The sequence below is a fragment of the Sphaerothrix gracilis Ecp01 genome (genome assembly GCF_030405905.1).
GTDB lineage: Bacteria > Cyanobacteriota > Cyanobacteriia > Phormidesmidales > Phormidesmidaceae > Sphaerothrix > Sphaerothrix gracilis.
On record NZ_JASATW010000017.1, the window covers coordinates 1 to 24,216 of the forward strand.

A 24,216-nucleotide genomic window follows, 5' to 3' on the forward strand; every position below is an offset into this window, starting at 1 on the left:
GCTGCCCACAGAGCCGTTACAGACGGAACAGCCGCAGGCCGAACCGCCCCAACCGGAGCAACCACAGACCGAGCCAGCATTGTTTCCCACGTCCCTCCTAGGGCAACAACAATTTTGGCTGAGCCAGCTCGAAAACTGCGACATCTCTATCAGCACGACAACCGCCTGCACTGTTAATGCGCCTCCAGAGTATGTAGAAGCAGAACTCACCCCCCAAGCCATGCTGGCAGAGGTCAGACAAGTTTCTACAAATTTGCAAGAACGGCTATTGAAACAAAGCAGCGCCCTCACCTCAGTCCGGGAGGCCATTACAACCGCGCTTTTAGAAGATGGTGATGGGACCGGCGAATCGACCGGTGAAAGTCTTGAAACCGAAGGCAATGCCTCAGCAGCAGAGGATGCAACTGCGGCAGAAGAGGGCCAAAATTCAGGCCCTAATACTTTAGCAACCGCGCTTTCTGAAACCGAGTTAACGGCCTTAGAGAACGCTTTGACAACTTCAACCATCTGGGGAAGTTTGCAGGCAGAAGAGAGACGCCAGATTCTCAGAGCCATTCGGCGACCTAGCAGACTCCAGAGAATAGACGAGCTGTTTGAGGTTATTCAGCAGAGCTTTAACACCGTCGATATTCCGCTGATTTTAGTGGTGATGGCCACCGGGGCACTGGGTAGCTTTGTCAGCGTGATTGTGCGGGCCGACGAATTTGTCACTAAGCAGTCGGTGAATCAGTTGGACTTATTCTATATCGGCTTTTTCAGACCCCTGGTGGGCATGACCTTCGCCTTTTTCCTGGTAGCCCTGCTGGAATCTGGCCTGTTTGTGAACTTCCTCTCCACCAGTGAAATCAAGCCCAGCCAAAAGATTTATCTCTATATCACCATTTCCTTTGTGGCGGGCTTTAGTGAACGCTTGGTTAGAGACATTATGGGCAAAACGGAGCAGTTCGTCGGAGCGCGGCGAGATGAGCTATAGTCACCAATAGATTCTTCTGGGGGCAAAAAAAGCGATATGTGTCGCCTTTTGGGGTATTTAGGCCCTACTGTCACGCTCGATCGCCTGCTAATTAAGCCAGAACACTCGCTGATTGAGCAGAGCTATCAGCCGCGCGAGATGGAAACTGCCTTGCTCAATGCCGATGGCTTTGGTCTGGGCTGGTATCATCCGCAGCACTCCTGCGAACCTTTTGTCTATCACAACACCCTGCCGATTTGGAACGATACCAATCTGCCAGCCCTAAGCCGCTACATTGAATCTAGCTGCACTCTGGCCTACATTCGCAGCGCCACTATTGGTCAGGCCATCAGTATCGATAACTGCCAGCCCTTTCAGCACCGGCAAATCCTCTTTGTCCATAACGGCTTTATTGAAAACTTTCGTCAGTCGCTCTATCGCCCGCTGCGCGATCGCCTCTGCGATGTCGCCTACCAGAGCATTCACGGCTCCACCGATTCTGAGCATATTTTTGCCCTGCTGGTGCACCAGCTTGAAACCCAGCCCCATCTCTCCCTAGGAGAAGCCCTGTATCAAACTCTGCAGCAGCTAGCCGAGCTGAGCCAGCAGCACCGCATCCGTACCCTGGCCAATGTTGTGGTTAGCGACGGCCAGCAACTGATATTCGCTCGCTTTGCCACGGCAGATCCGCAGCCCTCCCTGTACTGGCTGCGAGACGATCCGCTACTGTCAGAATCAGTGCTGGTGGTTTCTGAACCGCTTTTTGCTGCCGACTGGCAACCCTGTCAGCCCTCTATGCTGCTACAGGTCAGCCGCGACCTAGAAATTCACAGCCGTCCCCTAGACTTTGCCTAAGCTATGACCGCTAGCTCTCTCAGCCGGTTTCATCCTGAGCGATCGCCCCATGCCGCCCGACTAGACGCTGACTTAGAACAGACGCGATCGCACCTGCGGCAAGCCTACCTTGCCTGCCGGGCTGACACCCTAGCCCTAGCCAATTCTCTAGACGACACCGCGTTTTACCAGCAGGCCCACCCCGACTTCAGCCCCATCGGCTGGCACCTTGGCCATATCGGCTTCACCGAATCCCTCTGGATTCTAGAACATCTAGCCCAGCGCCCCTGCCCTTTCCCCCAGTACCGCCAGCTTTTTGCTGCTGACGGCTTGCCCAAAGCCGAACGGCAAAACTTACCCGATTTGCCTACCCTGCTCACCTATCTCGACACCCTGCGGGCTGAAGTTTTAGACTACCTGGCGATCGCCCCCCTAGCCCAGCAAAGCCGCCTCTGGCACTGGCTCCTGCAGCATGAAAGCCAGCACTACGAAACCATGATGATGGTGCAGCAGATGCATCGGCTAGGAGAGGGGGAGACGGGGAAGATGGGGAAGCTTGAGACGATCGAGACAGAAAATGTTGGGCAATTCAGCAATCCACGTCTACTATCAACGTCTTACTATTGCTATCCATCTGCCTCATCCTCCCTATCTGCCACCCCCCACCTCATCCCCGCTGGTCCCTTCCAAATGGGCTATGACGGCATCGAGGCAATCGACAATGAGACACCAGCTTATTCAGTTTATTTAGACGATTTCTACGTTGACCCCTATCCGGTGACGCAGGCAGAATTTCACCAGTTCATGGCTGCTGGCGGCTATCGAGAGCAGCAGTATTGGTCAGCGGCGGGCTGGGAGTGGCTGCAGCAAGCACGAGTAGAGCGTCCGCTCTATTGGCGATCGCACTCGGATGATGCACCTGTCTGCGGCGTGAGCTGGTATGAGGCAGCGGCCTATGCTTGCTTTGTGGGGAAACGGCTGCCGACCGAGGCAGAGTGGGAAAAGGCAATGCAGGCTCATTCTGTATCAGAAGTCACTCCAGCGACAGACGGACGGGGCGATCCCAGGCTCTACAATGGCAGCGATCGCGCAAAAGCGGTGCCTACGGCCCAGTCTGCTCTAGCGGCCTCCTGCGGGCAGGTATGGGAGTGGACAGCTTCCTGGTTTACTGGATATCGCGGTTTTCTAGCTTATCCTTACCGGGGCTACTCCCAGGCGTATTTTGACGGTCAGCATCGAGTCTTGAGGGGAGGAAGCTGGGCTACTCGTCCTTGGGCACGGCGCACCACATTTCGCAACTGGTACCACCCCCATGTGCGACAGGTTTTTGCGGGCTTTCGCTGCGTGTCTGACTAATGTATCTAAAACCCTAGCCGCAAAGCGATCGCCAGTGGGACAATACGCTCGCATCCTAATGTCTGCCAGTTAGCTGTGCATTTTTTACGCCTAAAGCCCCCAAGGCTGATTACAGGTGCTGCTGTCACGTTGATAAAACACTATGCCAATCTCTAAGCCGCCTCATATGTCGCCGCTAAAGCCCGTTGAGGCAGGAGCAACAACGTCTATAGAAGACCGGCTGACCTTGCAAAATGGGTTAAATAGCGGAGCTGAAACCGAAATGGGGCAGGACGTTATTCATGGGCTGACCCAGCAGCCTAAGACACTTCCCCCCAAGTATTTCTACGACGATCGCGGCTCGCAACTGTTTGAGCAAATCACCCAGCTACCGGAATACTATCTGACCCGCACCGAAACTCAAATATTAAAAAGCTCAGCCGCCGCGATCGCGCAGTTCACCGGCCCCTGTGAACTCGTTGAATTAGGCAGCGGTAGCTCAACTAAGACGCGCCTGCTGCTAGACGCCTATCAGGCGGCGGGCTATCCCCTGCGCTATCTGCCGATTGATGTCAGCGGCGGTATGCTCAAAGACAGTGCCCTCCAGCTTTTGCAGGACTATTCCACCCTGCAGGTACACGGCTTGGTCAGCACCTATGAAACAGCGCTAGCTCACTTGCCAAAGGCGAAGCTGCCTAGCCGCATGATTGGTTTTATTGGCAGCACTTTGGGCAACTTGACGCCAGCGGCTTGTCAGGCATTTTTGGCGAAGATATCCCAGGCGCTACAGCCTCAGGAATACTTTTTGCTGGGCGTGGACTTGCGCAAGCCCAAAGCAGTTTTAGAAGCGGCCTATAACGACAGTCAGGGGGGGACAGAGGCGTTTAACTTGAATATGCTGCATCATCTCAACTGGCGCTTTGACGGCAATTTTGAGGTTTCTCAGTTTAAGCACGTGGCTTTTTATAACGAGGTCGAACACCAAGTCGAGATTTACATTGAAAGCCTAGTTGAACAGACGGTTAGGCTAGCAGCGCTGGATCTACGGGTGCATTTTGCCCAAGGCGAACGGCTGCTAAGTGAGATTTCACGCAAGTTTGATGTGCAAGTTCTAACTCAGGAGCTAGCAGGCTTCAATCTCTCTGTGCTTAAAACCTTCACCGATGAGCGTGACTGGTTTGCTCTACTGCTATGTCAGCGTCAATAGCCTGTAAACCATAGCTACGGTAGGGGTTTGACCGGCCAAATCCCTACCGCAGACGCCAGCCTTATTCGTTTACCAGTTCGGTGTTCACCTCGTTGACCGGACGCCGCTTTAGCTCAATTGATTCCGATCGCGGCAGCAGATCAAACACCTGCCGCATCACATCGTCTACAGTCGTGTACTCAACAGTGCCAGCCTCATTGAAGACCACCTCGCCCGCCTGATTAAAAACCAGAGTTTGCGGCACGACTCCCTCAAAGTAATAGCCTGGCTCCGTCGGCTCGTAGCGCTCTTTGACCGGCACTGAGTCGGCCATGATCGGAATGAAATTAGCGGCTCGTCCATAGGGCGCCTGAAGCTGAGAAACAACAGACGAATATTCTTTGCAGTCAGAGCTGTCGTCTACGTAAAAAACCAGAAGTACGGGCTTATTGGTTTTGAGAGACTGGGCCAAACTGACGCGCGGCGGCACCAGTGAACCATTGCCCGCATATAGCGCAAAAATGTTGCCGTCATAGCGATCGTCATTCAGTCCGGCCCAAGCCGCTCCGGGCAGCAGCCCCAATAGGCTGAACAGTACCAGCGCTAAGGCAATACACTTGAAAAAACGTCTGAAAAAAGCAGTTACGTGAAGCAGCATTCAACTAGCCGAAAGTCAGCAAGATAGATCAAGGCCAAAGCGCGATCGCGCTAGTCCCTTCTTCATTAGGCCATATTTTGACAGCCGTGACTAATTCTCGCGAAAGCTATTGGCTATCTGCTGAAACTCGTCTACATGTTGATCAAACTGGTCAGCCTGCGTCCAGCTAATGATCTGATAGTAAGCCCGCTGGGTCGCCACGGTGGTATGCAGGTATGTGATGGGCACTTCGTCGTAAATCCCTTCAATCACGTACTGCACCGCGTTGTTGCTGTTGACTAGATCTACCTCGGTAGGGGTTTCTTCAATGAACTGATCTAAGCCAGCAATTAGCAGGCGGCGATAGGTCGTGGCGTTATTTTCGAGGGTGAATTTATCTAGGTTGTTCTTATCTTCGGCCAGTACAAGGGTGTAGAGATCCTCAGCCGGACGCGCCAACTGCAAATCCGCATTGCGGTGCAGTCCTTCCGTTTGCTGCCAGTTGAGGGGAGGCGATAGCTGAATGTCTCCCTCGTCACTGCGAAGACCCAGATTGAGGCTATCATCGCCTGAGCTGCGGATACCTGAATCTGGATCTACCGAGTCAATCTCAACTGGCTCAGAAATGCCCAGGAGATCTTCCATAAAGCTACAGCCACCAAGCAAGGAGCTGAGCAAAATTGCAGTAGTCGCCGCCAACCTGACGCGCCGAATGGCCATCGCTCTCATTGCCACGAAAGAACGGGATTATTGTAGCCAAAGCATAGCATCTAAGCGATAAGATAAATCTTCGCCGAGGTCTGAGCCAAAGCAGAATCTGCCTGAGCCTTTTCTAGCTGGTTCGCTGTCTGGCGCCTTTAAAAAATGGCAGGATAGGTTGAGAGCCACTGCTACCCTTTAGTTGCTACCGCAAACGCTAAAAAATCACCATGCTAAGAGCCGGAATTGTTGGTCTCCCGAATGTCGGTAAATCAACGCTGTTTAACGCCCTCGTCGCTAATGCTAAAGCCCAAGCGGCTAACTTTCCTTTCTGCACGATTGAGCCAAACGTAGGCGTGGTGGCGGTGCCGGATGAGCGCTTGGGCGTTTTAGCCAAAATTTCGGAATCAGCGGAAGTGCTGCCAGCCCGGGTTGAGTTTGTCGATATTGCCGGACTGGTGCAGGGAGCCAGTAAAGGGGAAGGACTGGGCAACCAGTTTTTAGCCAATATCCGGGAAGTTGACGCCATTGTGCACGTGGTGCGCTGCTTTGAGAACGACGACATTATTCACGTCTCTGGCTCAATCGATCCGCTGCGCGATATCGAAGTCATCAACTTAGAACTGGCGCTGTCAGATCTGGCCCAAATCGAGCGGCGGCTAGAGCGGGTTCGCAAGCAGGCTCGCAACAATAAAGAAGCTCAGGCAGAACTGGAAATTTTAGAAAAGCTGCAGCCCGCTCTAGACGAAGGCAAACCCGCCCGCGCTGTTGAGCTAGAGGCCGAGGAAGACCTGATCATCAAACCCCTAGGACTGCTCACCCGCAAACCGATTATCTACGCGGCCAATGTCTCAGAAGAAGACCTCGCTACGGGCAATGAGTGGGTCGAGCAGGTGCGGCAGCTTGCCGCGACAGAAGCAGCTCAGGTAGTGGTGGTTTCGGCCCAGGTGGAGGCAGAGCTAGTAGAACTTTCGGCTGAGGAACGAGTGGACTTTCTGGAGTCTTTGGGTGTGACAGAAGGGGGCCTCAAGTCACTGATTCGCGCCACCTACGAGCTGCTGGGGCTGCGCACCTATTTCACCACGGGGCCAAAAGAGACGCGGGCCTGGACAATTCAGTCCGGGATGCTGGCCCCCCAGGCGGCAGGGGTGATTCATACCGACTTTGAGCGCGGCTTTATTCGCGCCGAAACCATCGCCTATGAAGATTTAGTCACAGCCGGTTCGATGAATGCGGCCAAGGAGAAAGGCTTAGTCCGCAGCGAGGGCAAGGAATACACTGTCAAGGAAGGGGACGTTATGCTGTTTCGCTTTAACGTATAAGCCTTGTCTACTCCAGGCCGTGACTTTTGCCGATTACCCAATGACGGCGGAAAAAGCGCGACAGGCTAGACTCCTCCAAATTGAGGCAAATAGGCCGACCGTGAGGACACGTCCGGGGATGGCGCGTCTGCTGCCACTGACTTAGCAGCGCCTGCATCTGCGGCTGGCTGAGGGCAACGCCGTTACGAATGGCAGTGCGGCAGGCAGTTGCCACCAGCGCCGCGTCTAGGCTACCGCCCAGGCTCAGCTCCACTAAAGCCTCAGCACAGTCTTCCCTATCCGCCAACGCTGCCGGGACCTCCCGCACCGCCCACAGGTCTTCCCCAAATGGCTCAACTGAGAGCGAAAGCGCTTGGAGCTGCTGCACCTGGGCTGAACTGAGATGAGACAGCACAATCGGCGGTTCCTGGGGCACGATCTGCCAGCGATCGCAGAGCTGCTCATACAGCACCCGCTCATGGGCAATGTGCTGCTCAATTAGGCAAACTCCGGTGGGAGACTCCGCCAGAATGTAGCGGCCATGCACCTGGGCGATCGCCTGCAGACTGCCCTGAGGTTCCGTCGGCTCCGCAGGGGAAATTTGACGGGAATTGCCATAGACGCCTGCCGCCTCCGCTGTCTTCAGGACCTGATCAATCCGGCTGTTGTCAGCCGTTTCCAGCAGAGAGTGCGGCACCCGGCCCAGTCCCTGGGCGATCGCCTCTGAAACCTGAGCCTGCCAGTGTTCTAGATGGTGCAAATAGACGACTGACTTGGCCGGATGGCGGTTCCAGTCGATGTAAGCGGGGCTGAGCTGCAGGTGGACAAAGCAAACCGGATAGCGATCGCGGGGCAGCATTCGCTGAAAGCTGCCAATCAAAGTATGCTCTAGCTCCGGGGCCTGGACAACGCGGCCATTGAGGGCCACCTTAATCCAGTCAGCGCGGCGGCGATGACAGCGATCGGGCAAGCCCAGCAGCACATAAGCCTGACCGCCGCTGGCAGCGTCAGCGGGCAGCGTCAGCGACCAGTTCACCTCGCGCAAATCAGCGGGCTGGGTATGGCGCAGAAGCTGGGGCAAAATAGTCTGGGCTGAGGGTCCCGGCCACAGGGTAAACCAGGGACGATGGCGCTGCTCTACCTGCCAGGTGACGTGGGGATGACACAGGGCTAGCTGCTGCACCATGAGCTGGATGGCCCGGAGCTGCTGCGGGATGCTGGGTAAGCTATCGCGGCGGGTAGGCCAGTCCTGAAACAGATGGGAAACGGTGACAATGCTGCCGGGGGCGATCGCTATGGTTTTGAGGTCAGCCACCTGGCCTTGGCGATCGTAAACGGCCTGCCAGCCCTCAATCTCAGACGGCTCACGGCTGCAAATCTCTAAATTGGCTAGCTGACTCAGACTGTGCAGGGCCTCACCCCGAAACCCCAGACTCCGAATCGCCCACAAGTCATCCTGGGTGCGAATTTTGCTGGTGCTGTGGGGAGCAGCGGCCTGCTTTAGATCCGCTAAACTCATTCCCCGGCCATTATCCACAACGCGGATGCGGCCCTGCTCCGGCCAGACTGAAATTATCAGGCGCGTAGCACCGGCGTCTAAGGCATTCTCCGCTAGCTCGCGCACCACAGCGGCGGCAGAGTCAATAACCTCACCGGCGGCAATTAAATGAACCAGCTCAGTTGAAAGGGGCTGAATTTGAGAAATCACGCGCTAGGGCAATCTTGCAGACAATCTGTATATTCCTTGTTCTCAGCCTAGCGCAGCCAATTGCAGATGTTTAAGCGGCTGGGTTATCTCTGTTCTAAAAGTTTTGGCGCTTGGCGCTTTAAGCATTGAATCAGCTTAAACAAAACGATAAATAGTGCCCTATGACACAGCCCATACCAGAAAACGGTAATATTTTAATTCATCAGGCATAAATTTTTACACAAATACAAAATGTTTTGTTAAGTTGCAGATATATTTCTCATTTTTCTAGCTTCAACCTCTTCTAGGAGAACCGACCATGTTTCCTAAGCCCGCTCCGATTCAGGCGTATTCGCGCGTGTATGATCTCAAGTCTCGCCTAGACTGGGGTGAGCCAGCCCTGACCATTATTGATGTGCGCGATCGCCAACTGTTCAACCAGGCTCGCATCTTGGGAGCGGTTTCGATGCCAATGGCGGAGCTGGTCAACAGCGCCACCGCAAGCCTAGAGCCTGAGCGCGATCTATACGTTTATGCTGATACCGATGAAGAAGCGGCTGAAGCCGTCGCCCATCTGCACTCAGCCGGATTCCGCAATGTTTCGCTACTGCGCGGTGGCGTAGCAGCCTGGAAAGCAGTCGGTTTTCCCACCGAGTCTACCGGCAACTTAGCGGCCTAAGCCGCAGCAGATAGGTGGGCGTAAGCTTCACCGTGAGCGGGGAAAAAGCGTAGCTGCTGCGGCCTGACGGCAGCGCGGACGTGCGCTCCCACCGGCAGACGGACAGTCGTGCGGGCATGGAGCATTTGGTTGGAAGGGGTTTTGAGGCAGTATTTATATTCTCTGCCGAGAAAATGGCGATCGCGCACCAGCAACGGCGCCTGCTCGTCCAGCTCAATCTGCAAGTCTTCCTGGCGAATCATCAGTTCACCGCGCTCTGCCTGCGCTGTCTGGCTGGCGCTCAGTTCAAAGTGACCAATTTCTGTCTCCCACAGCTTGCCCTGTCGCCGCGCCGGAATAAAATTGGCCTGCGTCACGAATTCAGCCACAAAGCGGGAGGCAGGCTGACAGTAGATTTCTTCCGGGGTGCCGACCTGTTCAATGTGTCCGCGTCGCATCACTGCTAGGCGATCAGAAATGGCGAGGGCTTCTTCTTGGTCGTGGGTGACAAAAATTCCCGAAGCGTTGATGCTTTTAAGGATATCGCGCACTTCCTGTCGCAGATAGAGCCTCACCTGTACATCTAGATTGCTGAAAGGTTCATCTAATAAGATCAAAGCCGGACGCGGCGCCAGTGCCCTAGCAAGCGCCACCCGCTGCTGCTGTCCGCCGGATAGCTCATGGGGATAGCGCTGCTCTAAACCGCTTAGACCCACCAGGGCGATCGCTTCATGTGCCCGGCGCTGGCAGTCTGACTTGACTAAATCGCCCTGCCGAACCAGGGATTTTAGACCAAACATGACGTTCTCAGCCACATTCAGGTGCGGAAACAGGGCATAGTCCTGAAAGACAATGCCCACCCCTCGCTGCTCCGGCACTGTCCAACGCCCAGCCGCACAGACCGTTGCGCCAGCTAGCTCAATTACGCCCTGCTGGGGCCGCTCAAATCCGGCAATCAGACGCAGCAGAGTCGTCTTACCGCAGCCAGAGGGGCCCAGCAAACTCAAAAGCTCACCGCTGCCCAGGTGGAGGTTGACAGCTTCAACCGCGTAGGGACCAGTGCGGCCATAGCGTTTGGCAATATTTTCTAGGCGCAGAACGGGCTGTGGCTGTAGGGTAGGAGCAGAGGGAACTTTGGATTGAAGCAGCATTGATAAGACTAGAGAATATAGTGAGACAAAAATTTGTAATCTAAATTCTTTTGACTGTTTTTATTGAAAGTCTGATGCATTAAAGCGTCTACCGACTTAAGGTCCATTTTAAGCTTATTTCACACTCGTAACGCAGAATCTTAGCCATTCGCTCATTTTTGTCAACGGCCTAGAGCTGGGTAGAGACGAGTTTTGAGACTGATTTCACGCCTTAGCAGACGGCCAGTTTCGGGTTTGCGGTTGAGAATAGGGCCACGGCTAACGCCGTAAATTACTCGGTTACTGCTGCGATCTATTTTCAACTGGTTAGAGCAGTTGACTCCAGCCTGGCGATGTCTTAGTAGACTCAGCTACAAAGCTGTTGTTGGAATTCCCGCTGACGGCAAAGCGATCGCCTAAAAAGTCGCTATGCCTGCTAAATAGACATTAGCTGTCAGCTCAGCGGTTTTACTCGATAGATGGACGGTTTCTGCTGATGCCCATCCCTATCTGCGGCATCGAGAGGCCGACTAACATTTATGCCCTAGAGAACCTTTAAAGTGAGAGACTCCAGACTAAATCCGCAAAACAATCAGCGATTAATCAAGAAAGCCTCTAAAATAGTTGGGATTTTTCAGAAGCCGTAAAGTCTATGCCCCGTCGTGATGACCTCCACAAAATTCTGCTGATTGGTTCAGGGCCAATCGTTATTGGTCAAGCCTGCGAGTTTGACTATTCGGGTACTCAAGCCTGCAAGGCACTGAGAGAGGAAGGCTACGAGGTCGTGCTGGTCAACTCCAACCCAGCCACCATCATGACTGATCCAGAAATTGCCAACCGCACCTATATTGAGCCGCTGACGCCAGAATTGGTTGAAAAAGTCATTGCCCAAGAGCGGCCTGACGCGCTGCTGCCGACGATGGGAGGCCAGACGGCGCTGAATATAGCCGTGGCGCTGGCGAAAAACGGTGCCTTAGAAAAATACGGCGTTGATCTAATTGGTGCCAACCTAGCCGCGATCGAGATGGCAGAAGATCGCAAGCTCTTTAAGGAAGCAATGGAGCGGATTGGGGTGGGGGTCTGCCCGTCAGGGCTAGCAGAGACGATGGACGAGGCCAAGACCATTGCCGCCCAGATTGGCAGCTATCCGCTGATTATCCGTCCGGCCTTTACGATGGGCGGCTCTGGCGGCGGTATTGCTTACAACCAGGAAGAGTTTGAGGAAATTTCCCAGTCCGGCCTCGATGCCAGTCCGGTTTCGCAAATCCTAATTGAGCAGTCGCTCTTGGGCTGGAAAGAATACGAGCTGGAGGTGATGCGAGATCTGGCAGATAACGTGGTCATCATCTGCTCGATTGAAAACCTCGATCCGATGGGCATTCATACGGGCGATTCCATCACCGTAGCGCCCGCTCAGACCTTAACCGACAAGGAATATCAGCGGCTACGGGACTTCTCGATCAAAATCATCCGCGAAATTGGGGTGGAAACGGGAGGCTCCAATATTCAGTTTGCCGTCAATCCCGATGACGGCCAGGTGATTGTAATTGAGATGAACCCGCGCGTATCTCGCAGTTCGGCCCTCGCCTCCAAGGCTACTGGCTTTCCTATTGCCAAATTTGCCGCCAAGCTGGCAGTAGGCTACACCCTAGACGAAATTCCCAACGACATCACCCAAAAAACGCCCGCGAGCTTTGAGCCGACCATTGACTACGTGGTTACCAAGGTGCCGCGCTTCACCTTTGAAAAGTTCAGCGGTGCCAAGCCCATTCTCACCACTCAGATGAAGTCGGTCGGGGAGGCGATGGCGATTGGTCGGACCTTCCAGGAGTCGTTTCAGAAGGCCCTGCGATCGCTAGAAATTGGCCGGGCGGGCTGGGGCTGCGATCGCCGGGAGAAGCTGCCAACGCTGGCCCAGGCCCGCGCTAACCTGCGCACCCCCAACCCCGATCGCATTTTTACCCTGCGCCACGCCCTGCAGCTCGGCATGACAGTAGAAGAGATCTACGAGCTGACCGGCATCGACCCCTGGTTTCTCGACAAAATGCAGGGCCTGCTCAGCACCGAAAAGCTGCTAAAGCGAACTCCCCTGAAAGAGCTATCGGCAGAACAGCTTTGGGGCGTGAAGCAGCAGGGCTTTAGCGATCGCCAGATTGCCTTTGCCACGAAAACTGCCGAAGACGAGGTGCGCACTTACCGCAAGTCCCTCGGCATCATCCCCGTTTACAAAACTGTAGACACCTGTGCCGCTGAGTTTGAAGCGTTCACCCCCTACTACTATTCCACTTACGAAAAAGAGAACGAAGTCACCCCCTCCGATCGCCGCAAAGTCATGATTTTAGGTGGCGGCCCCAACCGGATTGGTCAGGGCATCGAGTTTGACTACTGCTGCTGCCATGCCTCCTTTGCCCTCCAGGATGATGACTATGAAACCATCATGGTCAACTCTAACCCAGAGACCGTTTCCACAGATTACGACACCAGCGATCGCCTCTATTTTGAGCCGCTGACTAAAGAAGACGTGCTCAACATTATTGAGATGGAGCAGCCAGAGGGCATCATCATTCAGTTTGGCGGGCAAACGCCGCTAAAATTGGCGGTGCCGCTACAGGAATATTTGGCCTCTCTATCAGAGACGAAAACCCAAATTTGGGGCACCTCACCGGACTCAATTGACACAGCCGAAGACCGGGAACGCTTCGAGCAGATTCTGCGCGAGCTGGATATTCTTCAGCCTCCCAACGGCATTGCCCGTAGCTACGACGAAGCCCTACGCATCGCTCAGAAAATCAACTATCCGGCAGTAGTGCGCCCCAGCTATGTGCTAGGCGGGCGGGCGATGGAAATTGTCTACTCGGATAAGGAACTGGAACACTACATGACCTACGCAGTGGAGGTAGAGCCAGATCATCCAATTCTGATCGACAAGTTTTTGGAAAACGCGGTGGAGGTGGACGTAGACGCGATCGCCGATCAGAGCGGCACAGTGGTCATCGGCGGCATCATGGAGCATATTGAGCAGGCTGGGATTCACTCTGGAGATTCCGCCTGCTCCATTCCCACCATCACCCTCAGCGAGGCTGCCCTCAGCACCATCCGCGACTGGACCACCAAGCTAGCTAAGCGCCTGCAGGTGATAGGACTGATGAATATTCAGTTTGCCGTCCAGGGAGATCAGGTTTATATCCTAGAAGCCAACCCACGGGCCTCGCGGACGGTGCCCTTTGTCTCTAAGGCGACGGGATTGCCTCTGGCTAAAGTTGCGGTGCGGGTGATGTCGGGCAAAACCCTAGCTGAGCTAGGCGCGACTGAGGAAATCATTCCAGACCACATTGCGGTCAAAGAAGCTGTGCTCCCCTTTGAAAAGTTTCCGGGCACAGATACCATCCTCGGCCCCGAAATGCGATCGACCGGGGAAGTCATGGGCGTAGACGTAGACTTTGGCCGCGCTTTTGCCAAGGCGGAACTCGCGGCTAATCAGCGACTCCCCCTAGAGGGCACCGTGTTTATTTCGATGAACAATCGCGACAAAGCGGCGGTTGTCCCGGTTGCCAAAGCCTTTGCGGAAATGGGCTTTAAAATCGTGGCGACTGCGGGCACCCGGCAGGTCCTGCAGGATGAAGGGCTAGACGTAGAGCTGGTGCTGAAGGTACACGAGGGCCGTCCCCACGTGCTGGACTGGATTAAAAATAATCAGATTCAGCTGATTCTCAACACCCCTGCCGGAGAAGAAGCCCAAGAAGACGATCGCTCTATTCGGCGTACGGCTCTGGCCTATAAGATTCCGATTATCACCACCATTGCCGGGGCCAAAGCGACGGCTGCCGCCATTCGCGCCTTGCAGAAAGAAGCCCTAGGTGTCAAAGCGCTGCAGGATTATCTCAGCGTTTAGAGAAATGTGTCGATTACCTAACTTTTCGGCAGACCACACTCGACTGAGTTAGCAAAAAAGGGCTTACTAGAGATAGAGACGGTTATTCTTTTTTGCTGTCACAATCGTCTTTGCTTCTTTTATCAAACTCAAACTCCAGCACGCACCTGTAGATCTATGAATACGCCAAGACAAAATCCCTCCAGCTCCACCTTCAATCCCGAAACGCCCCTACCGCGAGAAAACTTCAATCGCTGGGCCAGGGCTGTCCGCCAGCAAATGCTAGAAGCTTTGCGTAAGCACGAGCAGCAGTAGCGCTGAGCTGACACGAACAATCTTAAAGTCCCAGGTTTTACTTGGGACTTTTTGTTTTTGATCTCAAGCCGCAGAACGGCCCGCAAAGGGGACAACAGCCTCTTCGGCGATCGCGTAGGCTACCGTCTGCGGCTGTAGCGTCATTTCATAGCCGCCGGTGAATTCGCCAAAGGCGGGCAGGATGAGCTGATTAGCCGCCTTGTCAAGAAAGAAGCAGGGCAACCGCAGCCGATCCAACCGGGTGCGGAGCTGCAGGCAGGGATGTACGTGACCGCAAACATTGAAGCGATCGCCTAGGGCTAGCGGTTCATGACTCAAAACCAAACTGCCTAGCTCTAAAACTTCTGCTACGCAGGCAATACCGCAGGACTCTAAGCTAGCAGCCAGGCCGCGATCGTGATTACCCACAATCAGCTTGATGTCTACTTCCCCTGTCGCCACAAACTGCTGCAGTGGCCCTAGAGCAGAGTCTACGAGGGACAGCCGTGAGTGGAGTAAATCCCCCAGAATTAAAAGCTGTTTGGGCCTGAACTGAGCGCAGAGCTGACTGAGACAATCCAGCGTAGTTTGGTTAACCGTACTAGCGATGGGAATGCCAAAGTGCTGAAAGGTTTCGGACTTGCCAATATGGACATCGGCTACCAAAAGCGCTTCAAATGCTGGCAGGTAGACTGCCTTTTGGGGTAGCAGATGAAGGGTTAGCCCGTCACAAACAATCGCCTGCATAATCTCGCTCTGCCTGTCAAAACTCATGATATCCTCTCATCCCATTCGCTGAAATAGAGCAACAGCGTACAATAGCTACAGGATGTGAGCTGAAAAGGAAATCTATGGCTGGCAAGTTAAAAAAAGGCAGTATTGTGCGAGCGGTGCGGGAGAAGCTAGCGGGCAGCTTAGAAGCTCAGGCCAGCGACGATCGCTTTCCGCCCTATCTGTTTGAAACCAAGGGCGAAATTTTAGATACCAAAGATGACTATGCCTTAGTCATGTTCGGCCACACCCCTACCCCCAACATTTGGCTACGCCTAGATCAGCTAGAGGAATTTGAGTAGACGCTGCGTTAAGAAAAAAGCACCGCGCCTGACAACCCTACGATCTAGCTTCTAGGATCGAGGTATTCCCCACCTTTTTGCCGCTACACAAGGGGCCTAGTCTCATGAATTCTGTCTCAGCTTATCGGTCTGGCCGCGTCACCATTGTGGGCGCGGGCAATGTGGGCAGCACCCTGGCCCAGCGCATAGCTGAGAGAAACCTAGCAGACGTGGTGCTGCTAGACGTAGTAGAAGGACGCCCCCAGGGATTGGCCTTAGATTTGCAGGAAGCCAGCGGTCTGGTAGGGCATCATCGTCAAATCACGGGCACTAACGACTACGCTGATACCGCTGAGTCCGATATCGTCGTCATCACTGCCGGACTGCCGCGTAAACCCGGCATGTCGCGGGATGACCTGCTGCAGGTGAACGGCAAAATTGTCTTAGACGTGGCCCGACAGGCGATCGCCCATTCTCCTCAGGCCCGCTTTATCGTCGTTACCAATCCGCTGGACGTGATGGTCTATCTGGTATGGCAGGCCACGGGCTTGCCCTGGCAGCAGGTAGTCGGGATGGCCGGTGTGCTGGACTCCGCCCGGTTTCAAACCTTTATTTCTCTAGAGCTGAAGGTGCCGCCCCAGGACGTGTCAGCGATGGTCTTGGGCGGACACGGTGACCTGATGGTACCGCTGCCCCAGTATTCCACGGTCTGCGGCATTCCCATTCCCGAACTGCTGGATCAGGGGACAATTGAGCGCCTCTGCCACCGTACTCGCCACGGCGGCGCTGAGGTGGTAGATCTGCTGCAGAAAGGCGGGGCCTACTCAGCTCCCTCCGCCGCTATTTACAAAATGGTGGAAGCCATCTTACTCAACCAGTCTCGCATTCTGCCTGCGTCGGTTTATCTGCAGGGGCAGTATGGCTTAAAGGATCTCTATCTCGGTGTCCCCTGTCGCTTGGGCTGGCAGGGCGTTGAGGAAATTTTAGAACTGCGTCTGAACCAGTCAGAACAGCAGCTTTTGCAAAAGTCGGGAGACTTTGTGAAGCAGCGAACTCAGGAAACGATGGCGCAACTGCTTTAGTCATTATTTTTTGCTTTAGTCATTATTTTTAACGTGAAGGGCAGCGGCGGTAGATGACACTGAAAGCAGCAACAGCAACTTTTGCCTGTCCGCTGCCACCAAGTGTTAGCGGGCAACACTACTCCAGGCAGCAAAATCCTTTCTCACCTTTCAATTTGCCATCGAAACTTACAGTTTCTGCGCAGCCCGCTTGGCGAGATACTGCCCCAATCAGGTAATCAGAAAAATCAGCTTTGCCCTGTTTATATCGCTGTAGAGCCTGGTCAACCGTCGAGCGGTCTTCAAATTCAAACGCAGCGCTATGCAGCATGGCATCTAAAACGCTTGCAATTTCTTCCTTTCGGAAACGGTAGTTAGTCCCTCTAAGCACCCAAACCAGTTCACAGAGAACAATATTGGCAATGAAGCAAGGTTGGTTTTGCTGAATCAGGTCGGCAGCTTGTCGCCATTGCTGCTCGTTATCGCGGGTGAGGTAGCGCACCAGAATGTTGGTATCAAGCCCAATCATTGGCTCTCTCAGCGATGGCAGCATCCATGTCTGCGAGGGTGGCGGGCTGGATGTTGGGCCGATGCAGTATGCCAGATAGAGTTTCTACCGGGACGTTGAGGGGAAAGATCTTGACCTGGCCGTCTTCGTCAATGACGAACTCAACTCGGCTACCACTGGTGAGCTTGAGATGCTGCCGAATTGCGTCAGGCAGGGTGATTTGGCCGGTATCGGTGACGGTGGTGCTGAGCATAGTGGCCAAGGTTGAAGAGGACTTGCTTCTATTTTAGTTGTGTCGGTCGATTGGGCTTTGCAGCAGGTTGCACTGGCGCTATCGTTTCTGAATGTCCAAGTTGGTGAAGTGTTCTTGAACCAGACGACGAATGAAGCGGTAGCGATCGCCTACGCAGTCTTAGACTTAAAACCTTTGCAGATTAGGCTATCGGCGTTTTCACCTGTGCTTTGACCGTGGTGAGCTGTTGCGATCGCAGTTGCCAAGCCTTTTGCAAACTGACAACGTCATAGCTCCACTCTGGCAACAGCAGCGTCATCACAATCTCTTCCAGGTTGTGCAGAATGCCGGTGACAATTGCCAGCCCCAGCGTCCAGCCTGCGTAACCAAAGCCAAAGAGGGCTACCGTGGCGATCGCCAGCGTCAGTCCCCAAAACTTAGCCGAATAGCTGTGATAGCTAGCCAAGCGGCCATACTTGAGCAAACTCGCCAGCCAGTGCAAAATCTGGGAGCCAATCAAAGCCAGCAAAGGCAGCTCAAACGCTAGCCAAATTTGGGGATAAACCCGCCACAAACTAAGAGCAACGCAGATGTAAAGACATAAATCAGCCCGGCTATCCGCTTCTCGAAGCCAAGCCGTGACACCGCCAAAGCGACGGGCAATCATACCGTCGATAATGTCAGAAATAACGGCCAGGATGAAAATAACAGTAAAGCTGCCGTCTACATGACCGTCCCAAGCCATTTTTAACAGCACAAAGGCAGCAAAAAACCGAAAAATAATGAGGAGGTTGGGAATAGTTTTCAGAACCGATTGAGGCGCTAAATTTTCAGGTAGAGCTTTCATTTTGAGTGACTTCTTTGACAGGTTAAACCGCGATTGTAACGCTCGCGCAGTTAACAGCCTGTCATTAGAATCAACAGAAAAGCGATCGCCTATGACGCTTTCAAGACCGTCTCCGCCTACCTATAAACGTCAGTTTAGAAACTATAGCTACTGCTCGTACTGGCTAGATACCACTCGTCTAATTGGGAAGGCTAAATCGAGTCCAACTTAGATTGCCGGGTTTCGACTTCGCTCAACCCTCTGCCTAGCAATGGCCGAGCACTAAGCGGAGTCGAAATGCATCTTATAGATAATCAGACTCAATCGCCTACAGCAAACTCGACTTTGCTCAACCCTCTGCTCAGCAATGGATCGAGCATTGAGCGGAGTCGAAATGCCTCCTACAAACAATCAGACCTTCTTACGTACAAAGGGTTAACGCCGCTTAGCGGGATGTCATACAGGCGAGAGGCTTGAAGCTAAACAACCTCTGCAACGGCGAAGCTTCAGACCAAAATAATAACTAGCAGCAGGAAACCGGCAACGGAAATACCAGATTCAGCAAAAATTTTAAAAACTGTATCGTTGGATTGCATAAGTTTTAGCTTGAAGTCAAGCAGTTGAGCTTATATTCTTAAGCTAACAAATTCTACAATTAGGCTGTGTGATAGCCTTTTAAGAAAGACGTGATTTCTAGCTGAGAAAGCTGTGCTTTAGGTGGCAAAAAGCTGTGACCTAAAACTATCTTTTCGGTGATCAGAGTCACATCTGGGCATCAGCGGTAGCGAGGTACGCCAAAGCTGTTCTATGCGGTTGGCTGGCATAGTGAGATAAAGCACGTCATTTTCCTGCAGGCCGTATTCCAGCAAAGACAGGCCATGCACCGTTCCCTGGCGAGACTCAACGTAGAGCGGCACAAAATCTGCCGTGGTGGCGGCTTCCCGAATAGATTTACCGCAGAAAGGATGCCCCGGCGTAATCAGAGTAGCGATCGCCACCCACAGACTATTGGCCGTCATGCCGTTGCCCAAAATCCGCCCGCCCAAAGCCGCAGCCGCAAAGGCCGGAGCCGCCAGATCCGTCGGACTCATCACCCGCTCGAACTCAAACACCTGCTGTACCTGCTGGGCAAACTCTGGGTCCTGATTGCGCACGACAACGGCCAGGCGCGGCGCCAGACTTTTGGTGGTGAGGGCAATTTCTAGATTGACGGTGTCATCGCTGGTGACGGCTAGCAGCGCCGCAGCCTGCTCCACGTTCACCATCGACAGCGTCGCGGCCACGCTGGCATCCCCAATCACGACGGGAATCTTTAGCGATCGCGCCGCGTTGATAAAGCGATTGTTGGGGTCGCGCTCTAGCACCACCACATCCTGATGCAGCGCCTTGAGCTGACTGACAATCTGAAAACCGACTCCCCCCAAGCCACACACTACATAGTGATGTCGCTGGGGCAAACGCGCCGCATTGAGTACCTGCTGGAAGCGAGCACCCAGCACATAGTCATTCAGCAGAGCATAGCAAATGCCGATCACCCCCGCCCCCACCAGCATCATGAACGCCGTAAAGACCTTGATCAGGCCGGAAGAGGTTTCGGCGACCTGCTCCAGGCCGCCTGCCCCGGTAATCATACCCACGGAAAAATAGAGGGCGTCGATAAATGAGGTGTTGAGGTTAACGCTGATATAGGTCAGCGTGGCGGCAAAAATGGTGGTGAGCAGGGTCAACAGCACCAGCAACGTCACCCGGCTCTGCCGCCGAAAATGACTAAAGCTGACCAAAAACCGCTGAAATCTTTGAATCAGGTTAATCCGGCGCTTGCGCAGGCTGGGCTTAGTCGCCACAATCAGGCGATCGCCCGTTTGCAGCGCTCTGTTTTCGGCCACGGCAGAAACCAGGTCGATCGACTGATTTTTGGGCAAGTAATAGATCAACATGCGGGAGCGATTTTCCCACAGTTCCCGCATCTTGCGCCCGTTCCAGGGATGCTCTTCGTCAATATACTCTTCATGAATCGGCCAGGTCCGATCCATTAGACGAATCTGCCCAATGGCCCGGTTGCCCAGAGCCGCAAAGGCAAACAGAGGAGCTGCCAGGGAAGCGACGCTCATGCTGACGTGGTGCGGCAGGGTGCTGTCTAAGCGATCGCCCAAACTGGCGTTGAACAAGCGATTGATGATGTGAATACGCGGATTCAGCAGTCGAGCCTGGGTCAAAATTGCCAAATTTAGCGTGTCATCAGAGTTGGCGAGCAGCAAGGTATGAGCTTCCCGGATGCCCGCACTGATTAGGGTCGTGGCTGACCGCATGTCTCCCACGACAACTTGCCCTTCCTCGTTAGCTAAGGGATGATAGTGAATGCCAACCACGTAAGCCCCCTGCTGTTTGAGCAGGGAAAAGATGCGGTAGCCGGTTCGACCTAAACCACAGACAATAATTTGCGGTTTCATGCATTTAATGGCAACTAAGGCGGGCGGCGAATCGATTCAAAGCAATCGCGAATAAATTCAGGATTGAAGTTAGCTTTCTATTGTCTTTGGCTAACGGCTCTAGGACTGTAAAGCAGAGCACTTACAGCCTCAGTCTTTAGCAAATCGTAATTGTCTACTGCTGCCATGCCCTCACGGTAATTTCTCTCCTGCCATTGCGCTGCCATTCTGGCTAGGAGCTGCAAAATATAGCGATCGCGCTAGAGAATTGACTCAGTCAGTCCAGAAATTGTTTAGAACCAACTCGGCTAAGACTGAGAGGCCACCGGAACTCGCTCCGTCTCGGTAGCCTCAGCCGAACCGTCGTCCGAGTCATCGTCGTTATTGAACAAATAGCGATCGCTGAGCTGCTTCACCACAATGTAGAGAATTGGCACGACAAACAGGCTGAGAAACGTCGCTACAAACATGCCGCCAAACACCGCATTTCCCAGCGATCGCCGACTCGCGGCACCTGCACCCGAAGCGATCGCCAGCGGGAAAATACTGCTCAAAGTAGAAATCGCCGTCATCAAAATCGGGCGCATCCGCTGCTTAGCGGACTCGAACGCCGCTTTGACAATGGGGAAGCCCTGATCTCGAAGCTGGTTGGCTAACTCCACAATCAGGATTGAGTTTTTGCTGGCAAGGCCAATCAGCATTACCAGACCAATCTGGCAGTAGACATCATTGGGATAGCCCCGCACCCACTGGGCCGTCAGTGCCCCCAGTACCGCCAGCGGCACCGCGAAGAGAATGATCACCGGGTCGATATAGCTCTCGTACTGGGCGGCCAGCACTAAGAAGACAAAAACCAAGCCCAGACCGAAGATAATCGGGGCCTGGTTGCCTGACTGGATTTCTTCGAGGGAAATGCCCGACCACTGATAGCCCGCGCTGGGCGGGAGCGCCTGGGCCGCTGCCTGCTCCATCGCCTGAATCGCCGCGCCGGAGCTTTCGCCAGGGGCGGCGCTGCCGTTGATGGCAATGGAACGATAGAGGTTGTAGTGGTTGATGGTTTGAGCCCCCGTGGTTTCGGTTAGTGTGACCAGGTTGCCCATCGGGATCATCTCGTCCGTCTGCGATCGCACATAAAGCTGAGAAATATCCTCCGGGTTAGAGCGGAACTGCTGGTCAGCCTGGACGTAGACCCGGTAAGTCCGCTGTCCCTGGATAAAATCATTGACATAGCGCGAACCCAAATAGGTTTGCAGCGTAGCAAAAATATCGTCTACGTCTACCTGCAGTGACTTGGCCCGGTTGCGATCCACCTCAATTAGAATTTGAGGGGTACTGGCCGCATAGGTGCTAAAAGCCTGCTGAATCGAGGGCTGCTGGTTAGCCGTCCCCAAGAGCTGCCCCATTATCTCAACCAGTTGAGAAATACTGAGGTTGCCCAGTCGATCTTGGAGCTGAAACTCAAAGCCGCCAAAGTTGCCTAAACCCTGAATTGGTGGCGGATTGACCGGAAAGACGCGGGCCTCAGTGATGGTGCTAAACTGACCCTGAAGCTGTCCAATCAGATCTTGCACTCGGATATTTCGCTCTTGCCAGGGAATCAGGGTGGTGAAAATAACGCCGTTATTGGCCGTGTTGCCGCTGAAGCTAAAACCGCCCACGGCAAACGTTGCCCGGACTCCATCTTGGGCCAGCAGTTCCTCCTCCACCCGGCTCATCACGTCGCTGGTGTAGTTCAGCGATACTCCTTCTGGCCCCTGAATCAGGGTAATAAAATAGCCCTGATCTTCATCGGGCAAGAAAGCCGAGGGCACAGTGCGGTAGAGCCAGCCTGTCATCACCAGCAGAAACACAAAAGCGGCTAGAACTAGAGGCTTGACGGCATTGAGGGCATCTAGAGACGAGCGATAGCGATCGCGCAGCCAGTCTAAGCCATTGTTAAAAACGCGAAAGGCGCGGCCCAGCCAGCCAGTACGCTCAGGCCGCGATCGCAGCAGCAGCCCCGCTAGGGTCGGCGTCAGCGTCAGGGCATTGAAGGTCGAGAGCACAATCGCAAAGGCGATGGTTAAGGCGAACTGCCGGTAAAGCGCGCCAGTAGTGCCAGGGAAAAAAGCCACCGGCACAAACACCGCCATCAGCACCAGCGAGGTGGCAATCACCGCGCCCGACAGCTCCTGCATCGCCACGATTGCCGCCCGCGTCGGCTTCATGCCGTCATCCTGAATCTTGCGGGCAATATCTTCTACCACCACAATGGCGTCATCGACCACCATCCCGGTAGCCAAGGTCAGGCCGAACAGCGTCAGGCTATTGATTGAAAAGCCAAAGATTTTAATGATGGCAAAGGTACCAATCAGCGAAACCGGAATCGTCACCGCCGGAATCACCGTCGTCCGCCAGTCCTGCAAAAAGATGTAGATCACCAGCACCACCAGCGCCACCGCCTGCACCAGCGTCCAAATCACGCTGGAGAGAGACTGCTCTACAAACTCGGTGGTGTCAAAGCCGATGCCGTACTCCATCCCCGGCGGAAAGGCGTCAGACAGGTTTTCCATCTCGGCCTTGACGCCTCTGGCCACATCCAGGGCGTTGCTGCCCGGCAGCTGAAAAATACCCAAACCCACGGCATCTTTGCCGCGAAAGCGCAGAAACGTGCTGTAGTTTTCCGCCCCCAGTTCGGCATAGCCTACGTCCTTCAGCTTGATCAGCCCCCCATTCTCATCAGACCGCAGCACCAGCTCCTCAAACTCAGACACATCCTCCAGACGGCTAACCGCCCTCAGGTCAATCTGAAACTGCTGATCAGAAGGGGCCGGTGGCTGACCAATTTGGCCGGCGCCCACCTGAATATTTTGCTCTTGCAGGGCGTTGACTACATCCTGAGCTACCAGGTTGCGGCTGGCGAGCTTTTGCGGATCTAGCCACAGCCGCATGGCATAGGTACGTTCACCAAAAATGACGACATTGCCAACGCCGGGGACGCGCCTCAGAGCATCCACAATGTAAAGATCGGCGTAGTTGCTGAGAAAAATATTGTCGTATTCGTCATTCTCCGTGTAGAGACTCATCGCCAGCAGGATATTGCTGGTTTCTTTGGTCACGGAAACGCCCGTCTGCCTGACCGGCTCCGGTAGCTGTGGCTCTGCAAGAGACACCCGGTTTTGCACGTCAACAGCGGCAATGTCTTTGTCGCGGGAAGAGTCAAAAGTGATGGTGATATTGCTAATGCCGTTGTTACTGCTGGAAGAGGACATATAGCGCATCCCCTCCACACCGTTGATTTCCCGCTCTAGCAGCGTGGTAACGCCGCGCTCAACAGTGACGGCATCGGCCCCGATATAGTTGGCCTGAACGCTGATCTGGGTGGGGCTAATGTCGGGATACTGGGCGATCGGCAGCGTCGGAATGCTGATAGCGCCTACCAGCAGCAGAATCAGGGCACAAACCGTAGCAAAAACCGGACGCTTAATAAAATATTCGACAAACATAGTCGTTACAGGCGAAGACTACACGAACCGGAGCGGAAT

General features: G+C 54.1%; 19 protein-coding genes and 1 pseudogene. 10 read left to right on the forward strand and 10 right to left on the reverse strand.

All coding sequences use genetic code 11. The features are described 5' to 3' along the window. The 4 genes and pseudogenes from QJQ48_RS18210 to egtD all read left to right on the forward strand — a co-directional run. Positions 1-973, forward strand: a pseudogene (locus QJQ48_RS18210) (hypothetical protein); the annotation flags it as partial. A gap of 36 nt (positions 974-1,009) precedes the next feature. Continuing rightward, complete coding sequence (gene egtC, locus QJQ48_RS18215; RefSeq protein WP_346292675.1) at positions 1,010-1,807, forward strand: ergothioneine biosynthesis protein EgtC; 798 nt, start codon at positions 1,010-1,012, stop codon at positions 1,805-1,807. Between the two features lie 3 nt (positions 1,808-1,810). Continuing rightward, on the forward strand, positions 1,811-3,142 hold the full coding sequence (locus QJQ48_RS18220; protein WP_346292676.1) for an SUMF1/EgtB/PvdO family nonheme iron enzyme: 1,332 nt from the start codon (positions 1,811-1,813) through the stop codon (positions 3,140-3,142). Positions 3,143-3,284: 142 nt separating this feature from the next. Continuing rightward, the gene (gene egtD, locus QJQ48_RS18225) at positions 3,285-4,328 is read left to right on the forward strand and encodes an L-histidine N(alpha)-methyltransferase (RefSeq protein WP_428843064.1); all 1,044 of its coding nucleotides are present in this window, start codon (positions 3,285-3,287) and stop codon (positions 4,326-4,328) included. A gap of 61 nt (positions 4,329-4,389) precedes the next feature. On the opposite strand, the gene QJQ48_RS18230 is transcribed toward egtD, so the two are convergent. Then, a complete protein-coding gene (locus QJQ48_RS18230; protein WP_346292677.1) occupies positions 4,390-4,965 on the reverse strand; it encodes a thylakoid membrane photosystem I accumulation factor in 576 nt (191 codons plus the stop codon). Between the two features lie 90 nt (positions 4,966-5,055). Continuing rightward, positions 5,056-5,664, reverse strand: coding sequence for a hypothetical protein (locus QJQ48_RS18235; RefSeq protein WP_346292678.1), 609 nt, complete (start codon positions 5,662-5,664; stop codon positions 5,056-5,058). Positions 5,665-5,873: 209 nt separating this feature from the next. On the opposite strand from QJQ48_RS18235, the gene ychF reads away from it, so the two are divergent. Continuing rightward, positions 5,874-6,965 (forward strand): redox-regulated ATPase YchF, encoded by a 1,092-nt coding sequence (gene ychF / locus QJQ48_RS18240; RefSeq protein ID WP_346292679.1) that lies wholly within the window; start codon positions 5,874-5,876, stop codon positions 6,963-6,965. A gap of 7 nt (positions 6,966-6,972) precedes the next feature. On the opposite strand, the gene mutL is transcribed toward ychF, so the two are convergent. After that, positions 6,973-8,652 carry a DNA mismatch repair endonuclease MutL gene (gene mutL / locus QJQ48_RS18245; RefSeq protein ID WP_346292680.1) on the reverse strand — a complete coding sequence of 560 codons (1,680 nt, stop codon included), beginning with the start codon at positions 8,650-8,652 and terminating at the stop codon, positions 6,973-6,975. 298 nt (positions 8,653-8,950) lie between these two features. Between mutL and QJQ48_RS18250 the strand changes: the two genes are divergently transcribed. Beyond that, entirely contained in the window at positions 8,951-9,310 is a 360-nt protein-coding gene (locus QJQ48_RS18250; RefSeq protein ID WP_346292681.1) for a rhodanese-like domain-containing protein, read from the forward strand. On the opposite strand, the gene QJQ48_RS18255 is transcribed toward QJQ48_RS18250, so the two are convergent. Further along, the gene (locus QJQ48_RS18255; RefSeq protein ID WP_346292682.1) at positions 9,307-10,440 is read right to left on the reverse strand and encodes an ABC transporter ATP-binding protein; all 1,134 of its coding nucleotides are present in this window, start codon (positions 10,438-10,440) and stop codon (positions 9,307-9,309) included. The two genes, QJQ48_RS18250 and QJQ48_RS18255, sit on opposite strands and share 4 nt — an antisense overlap. Positions 10,441-11,071: 631 nt before the next feature. Here QJQ48_RS18255 and carB point away from each other — a divergent pair. Together carB and QJQ48_RS18265 are read left to right on the forward strand one after the other, a co-directional pair. Further along, positions 11,072-14,311, forward strand: coding sequence for a carbamoyl-phosphate synthase large subunit (carB, locus tag QJQ48_RS18260; RefSeq protein WP_346292683.1), 3,240 nt, complete (start codon positions 11,072-11,074; stop codon positions 14,309-14,311). A 156-nt stretch (positions 14,312-14,467) separates the two neighbouring features. Beyond that, complete coding sequence (locus tag QJQ48_RS18265; protein WP_346292684.1) at positions 14,468-14,605, forward strand: hypothetical protein; 138 nt, start codon at positions 14,468-14,470, stop codon at positions 14,603-14,605. A gap of 63 nt (positions 14,606-14,668) precedes the next feature. Here QJQ48_RS18265 and pdeM read toward each other — a convergent pair whose 3' ends face one another. Beyond that, a complete protein-coding gene (pdeM, locus tag QJQ48_RS18270; protein ID WP_346292685.1) occupies positions 14,669-15,358 on the reverse strand; it encodes a ligase-associated DNA damage response endonuclease PdeM in 690 nt (229 codons plus the stop codon). 77 nt (positions 15,359-15,435) lie between these two features. On the opposite strand from pdeM, the gene ndhO reads away from it, so the two are divergent. Together ndhO and mdh are read left to right on the forward strand one after the other, a co-directional pair. Then, positions 15,436-15,657 carry an NAD(P)H-quinone oxidoreductase subunit O gene (gene ndhO, locus QJQ48_RS18275; RefSeq protein ID WP_346292686.1) on the forward strand — a complete coding sequence of 74 codons (222 nt, stop codon included), beginning with the start codon at positions 15,436-15,438 and terminating at the stop codon, positions 15,655-15,657. A gap of 104 nt (positions 15,658-15,761) precedes the next feature. Beyond that, complete coding sequence (gene mdh / locus QJQ48_RS18280; RefSeq protein WP_346292687.1) at positions 15,762-16,718, forward strand: malate dehydrogenase; 957 nt, start codon at positions 15,762-15,764, stop codon at positions 16,716-16,718. A 118-nt stretch (positions 16,719-16,836) separates the two neighbouring features. Here mdh and QJQ48_RS18285 read toward each other — a convergent pair whose 3' ends face one another. The 5 genes from QJQ48_RS18285 to QJQ48_RS18305 form a co-directional block, all read right to left on the reverse strand. Further along, positions 16,837-17,226 carry a type II toxin-antitoxin system VapC family toxin gene (locus QJQ48_RS18285; RefSeq protein ID WP_346292688.1) on the reverse strand — a complete coding sequence of 130 codons (390 nt, stop codon included), beginning with the start codon at positions 17,224-17,226 and terminating at the stop codon, positions 16,837-16,839. Further along, the gene (locus tag QJQ48_RS18290; protein ID WP_346292689.1) at positions 17,213-17,458 is read right to left on the reverse strand and encodes an AbrB/MazE/SpoVT family DNA-binding domain-containing protein; all 246 of its coding nucleotides are present in this window, start codon (positions 17,456-17,458) and stop codon (positions 17,213-17,215) included. The genes QJQ48_RS18285 and QJQ48_RS18290 overlap by 14 nt, the downstream gene beginning before the upstream one ends. A gap of 181 nt (positions 17,459-17,639) precedes the next feature. Next, positions 17,640-18,284: a CDP-alcohol phosphatidyltransferase family protein gene (locus QJQ48_RS18295; RefSeq protein ID WP_346292690.1), complete on the reverse strand. Its 645-nt coding sequence runs from the start codon at positions 18,282-18,284 to the stop codon at positions 17,640-17,642. A 692-nt stretch (positions 18,285-18,976) separates the two neighbouring features. Continuing rightward, positions 18,977-20,713: a potassium channel family protein gene (locus QJQ48_RS18300; protein WP_346292691.1), complete on the reverse strand. Its 1,737-nt coding sequence runs from the start codon at positions 20,711-20,713 to the stop codon at positions 18,977-18,979. A gap of 287 nt (positions 20,714-21,000) precedes the next feature. Beyond that, the gene (locus tag QJQ48_RS18305; protein WP_346292692.1) at positions 21,001-24,177 is read right to left on the reverse strand and encodes an efflux RND transporter permease subunit; all 3,177 of its coding nucleotides are present in this window, start codon (positions 24,175-24,177) and stop codon (positions 21,001-21,003) included. Between the last annotated feature and the right edge of the window lie 39 nt (positions 24,178-24,216).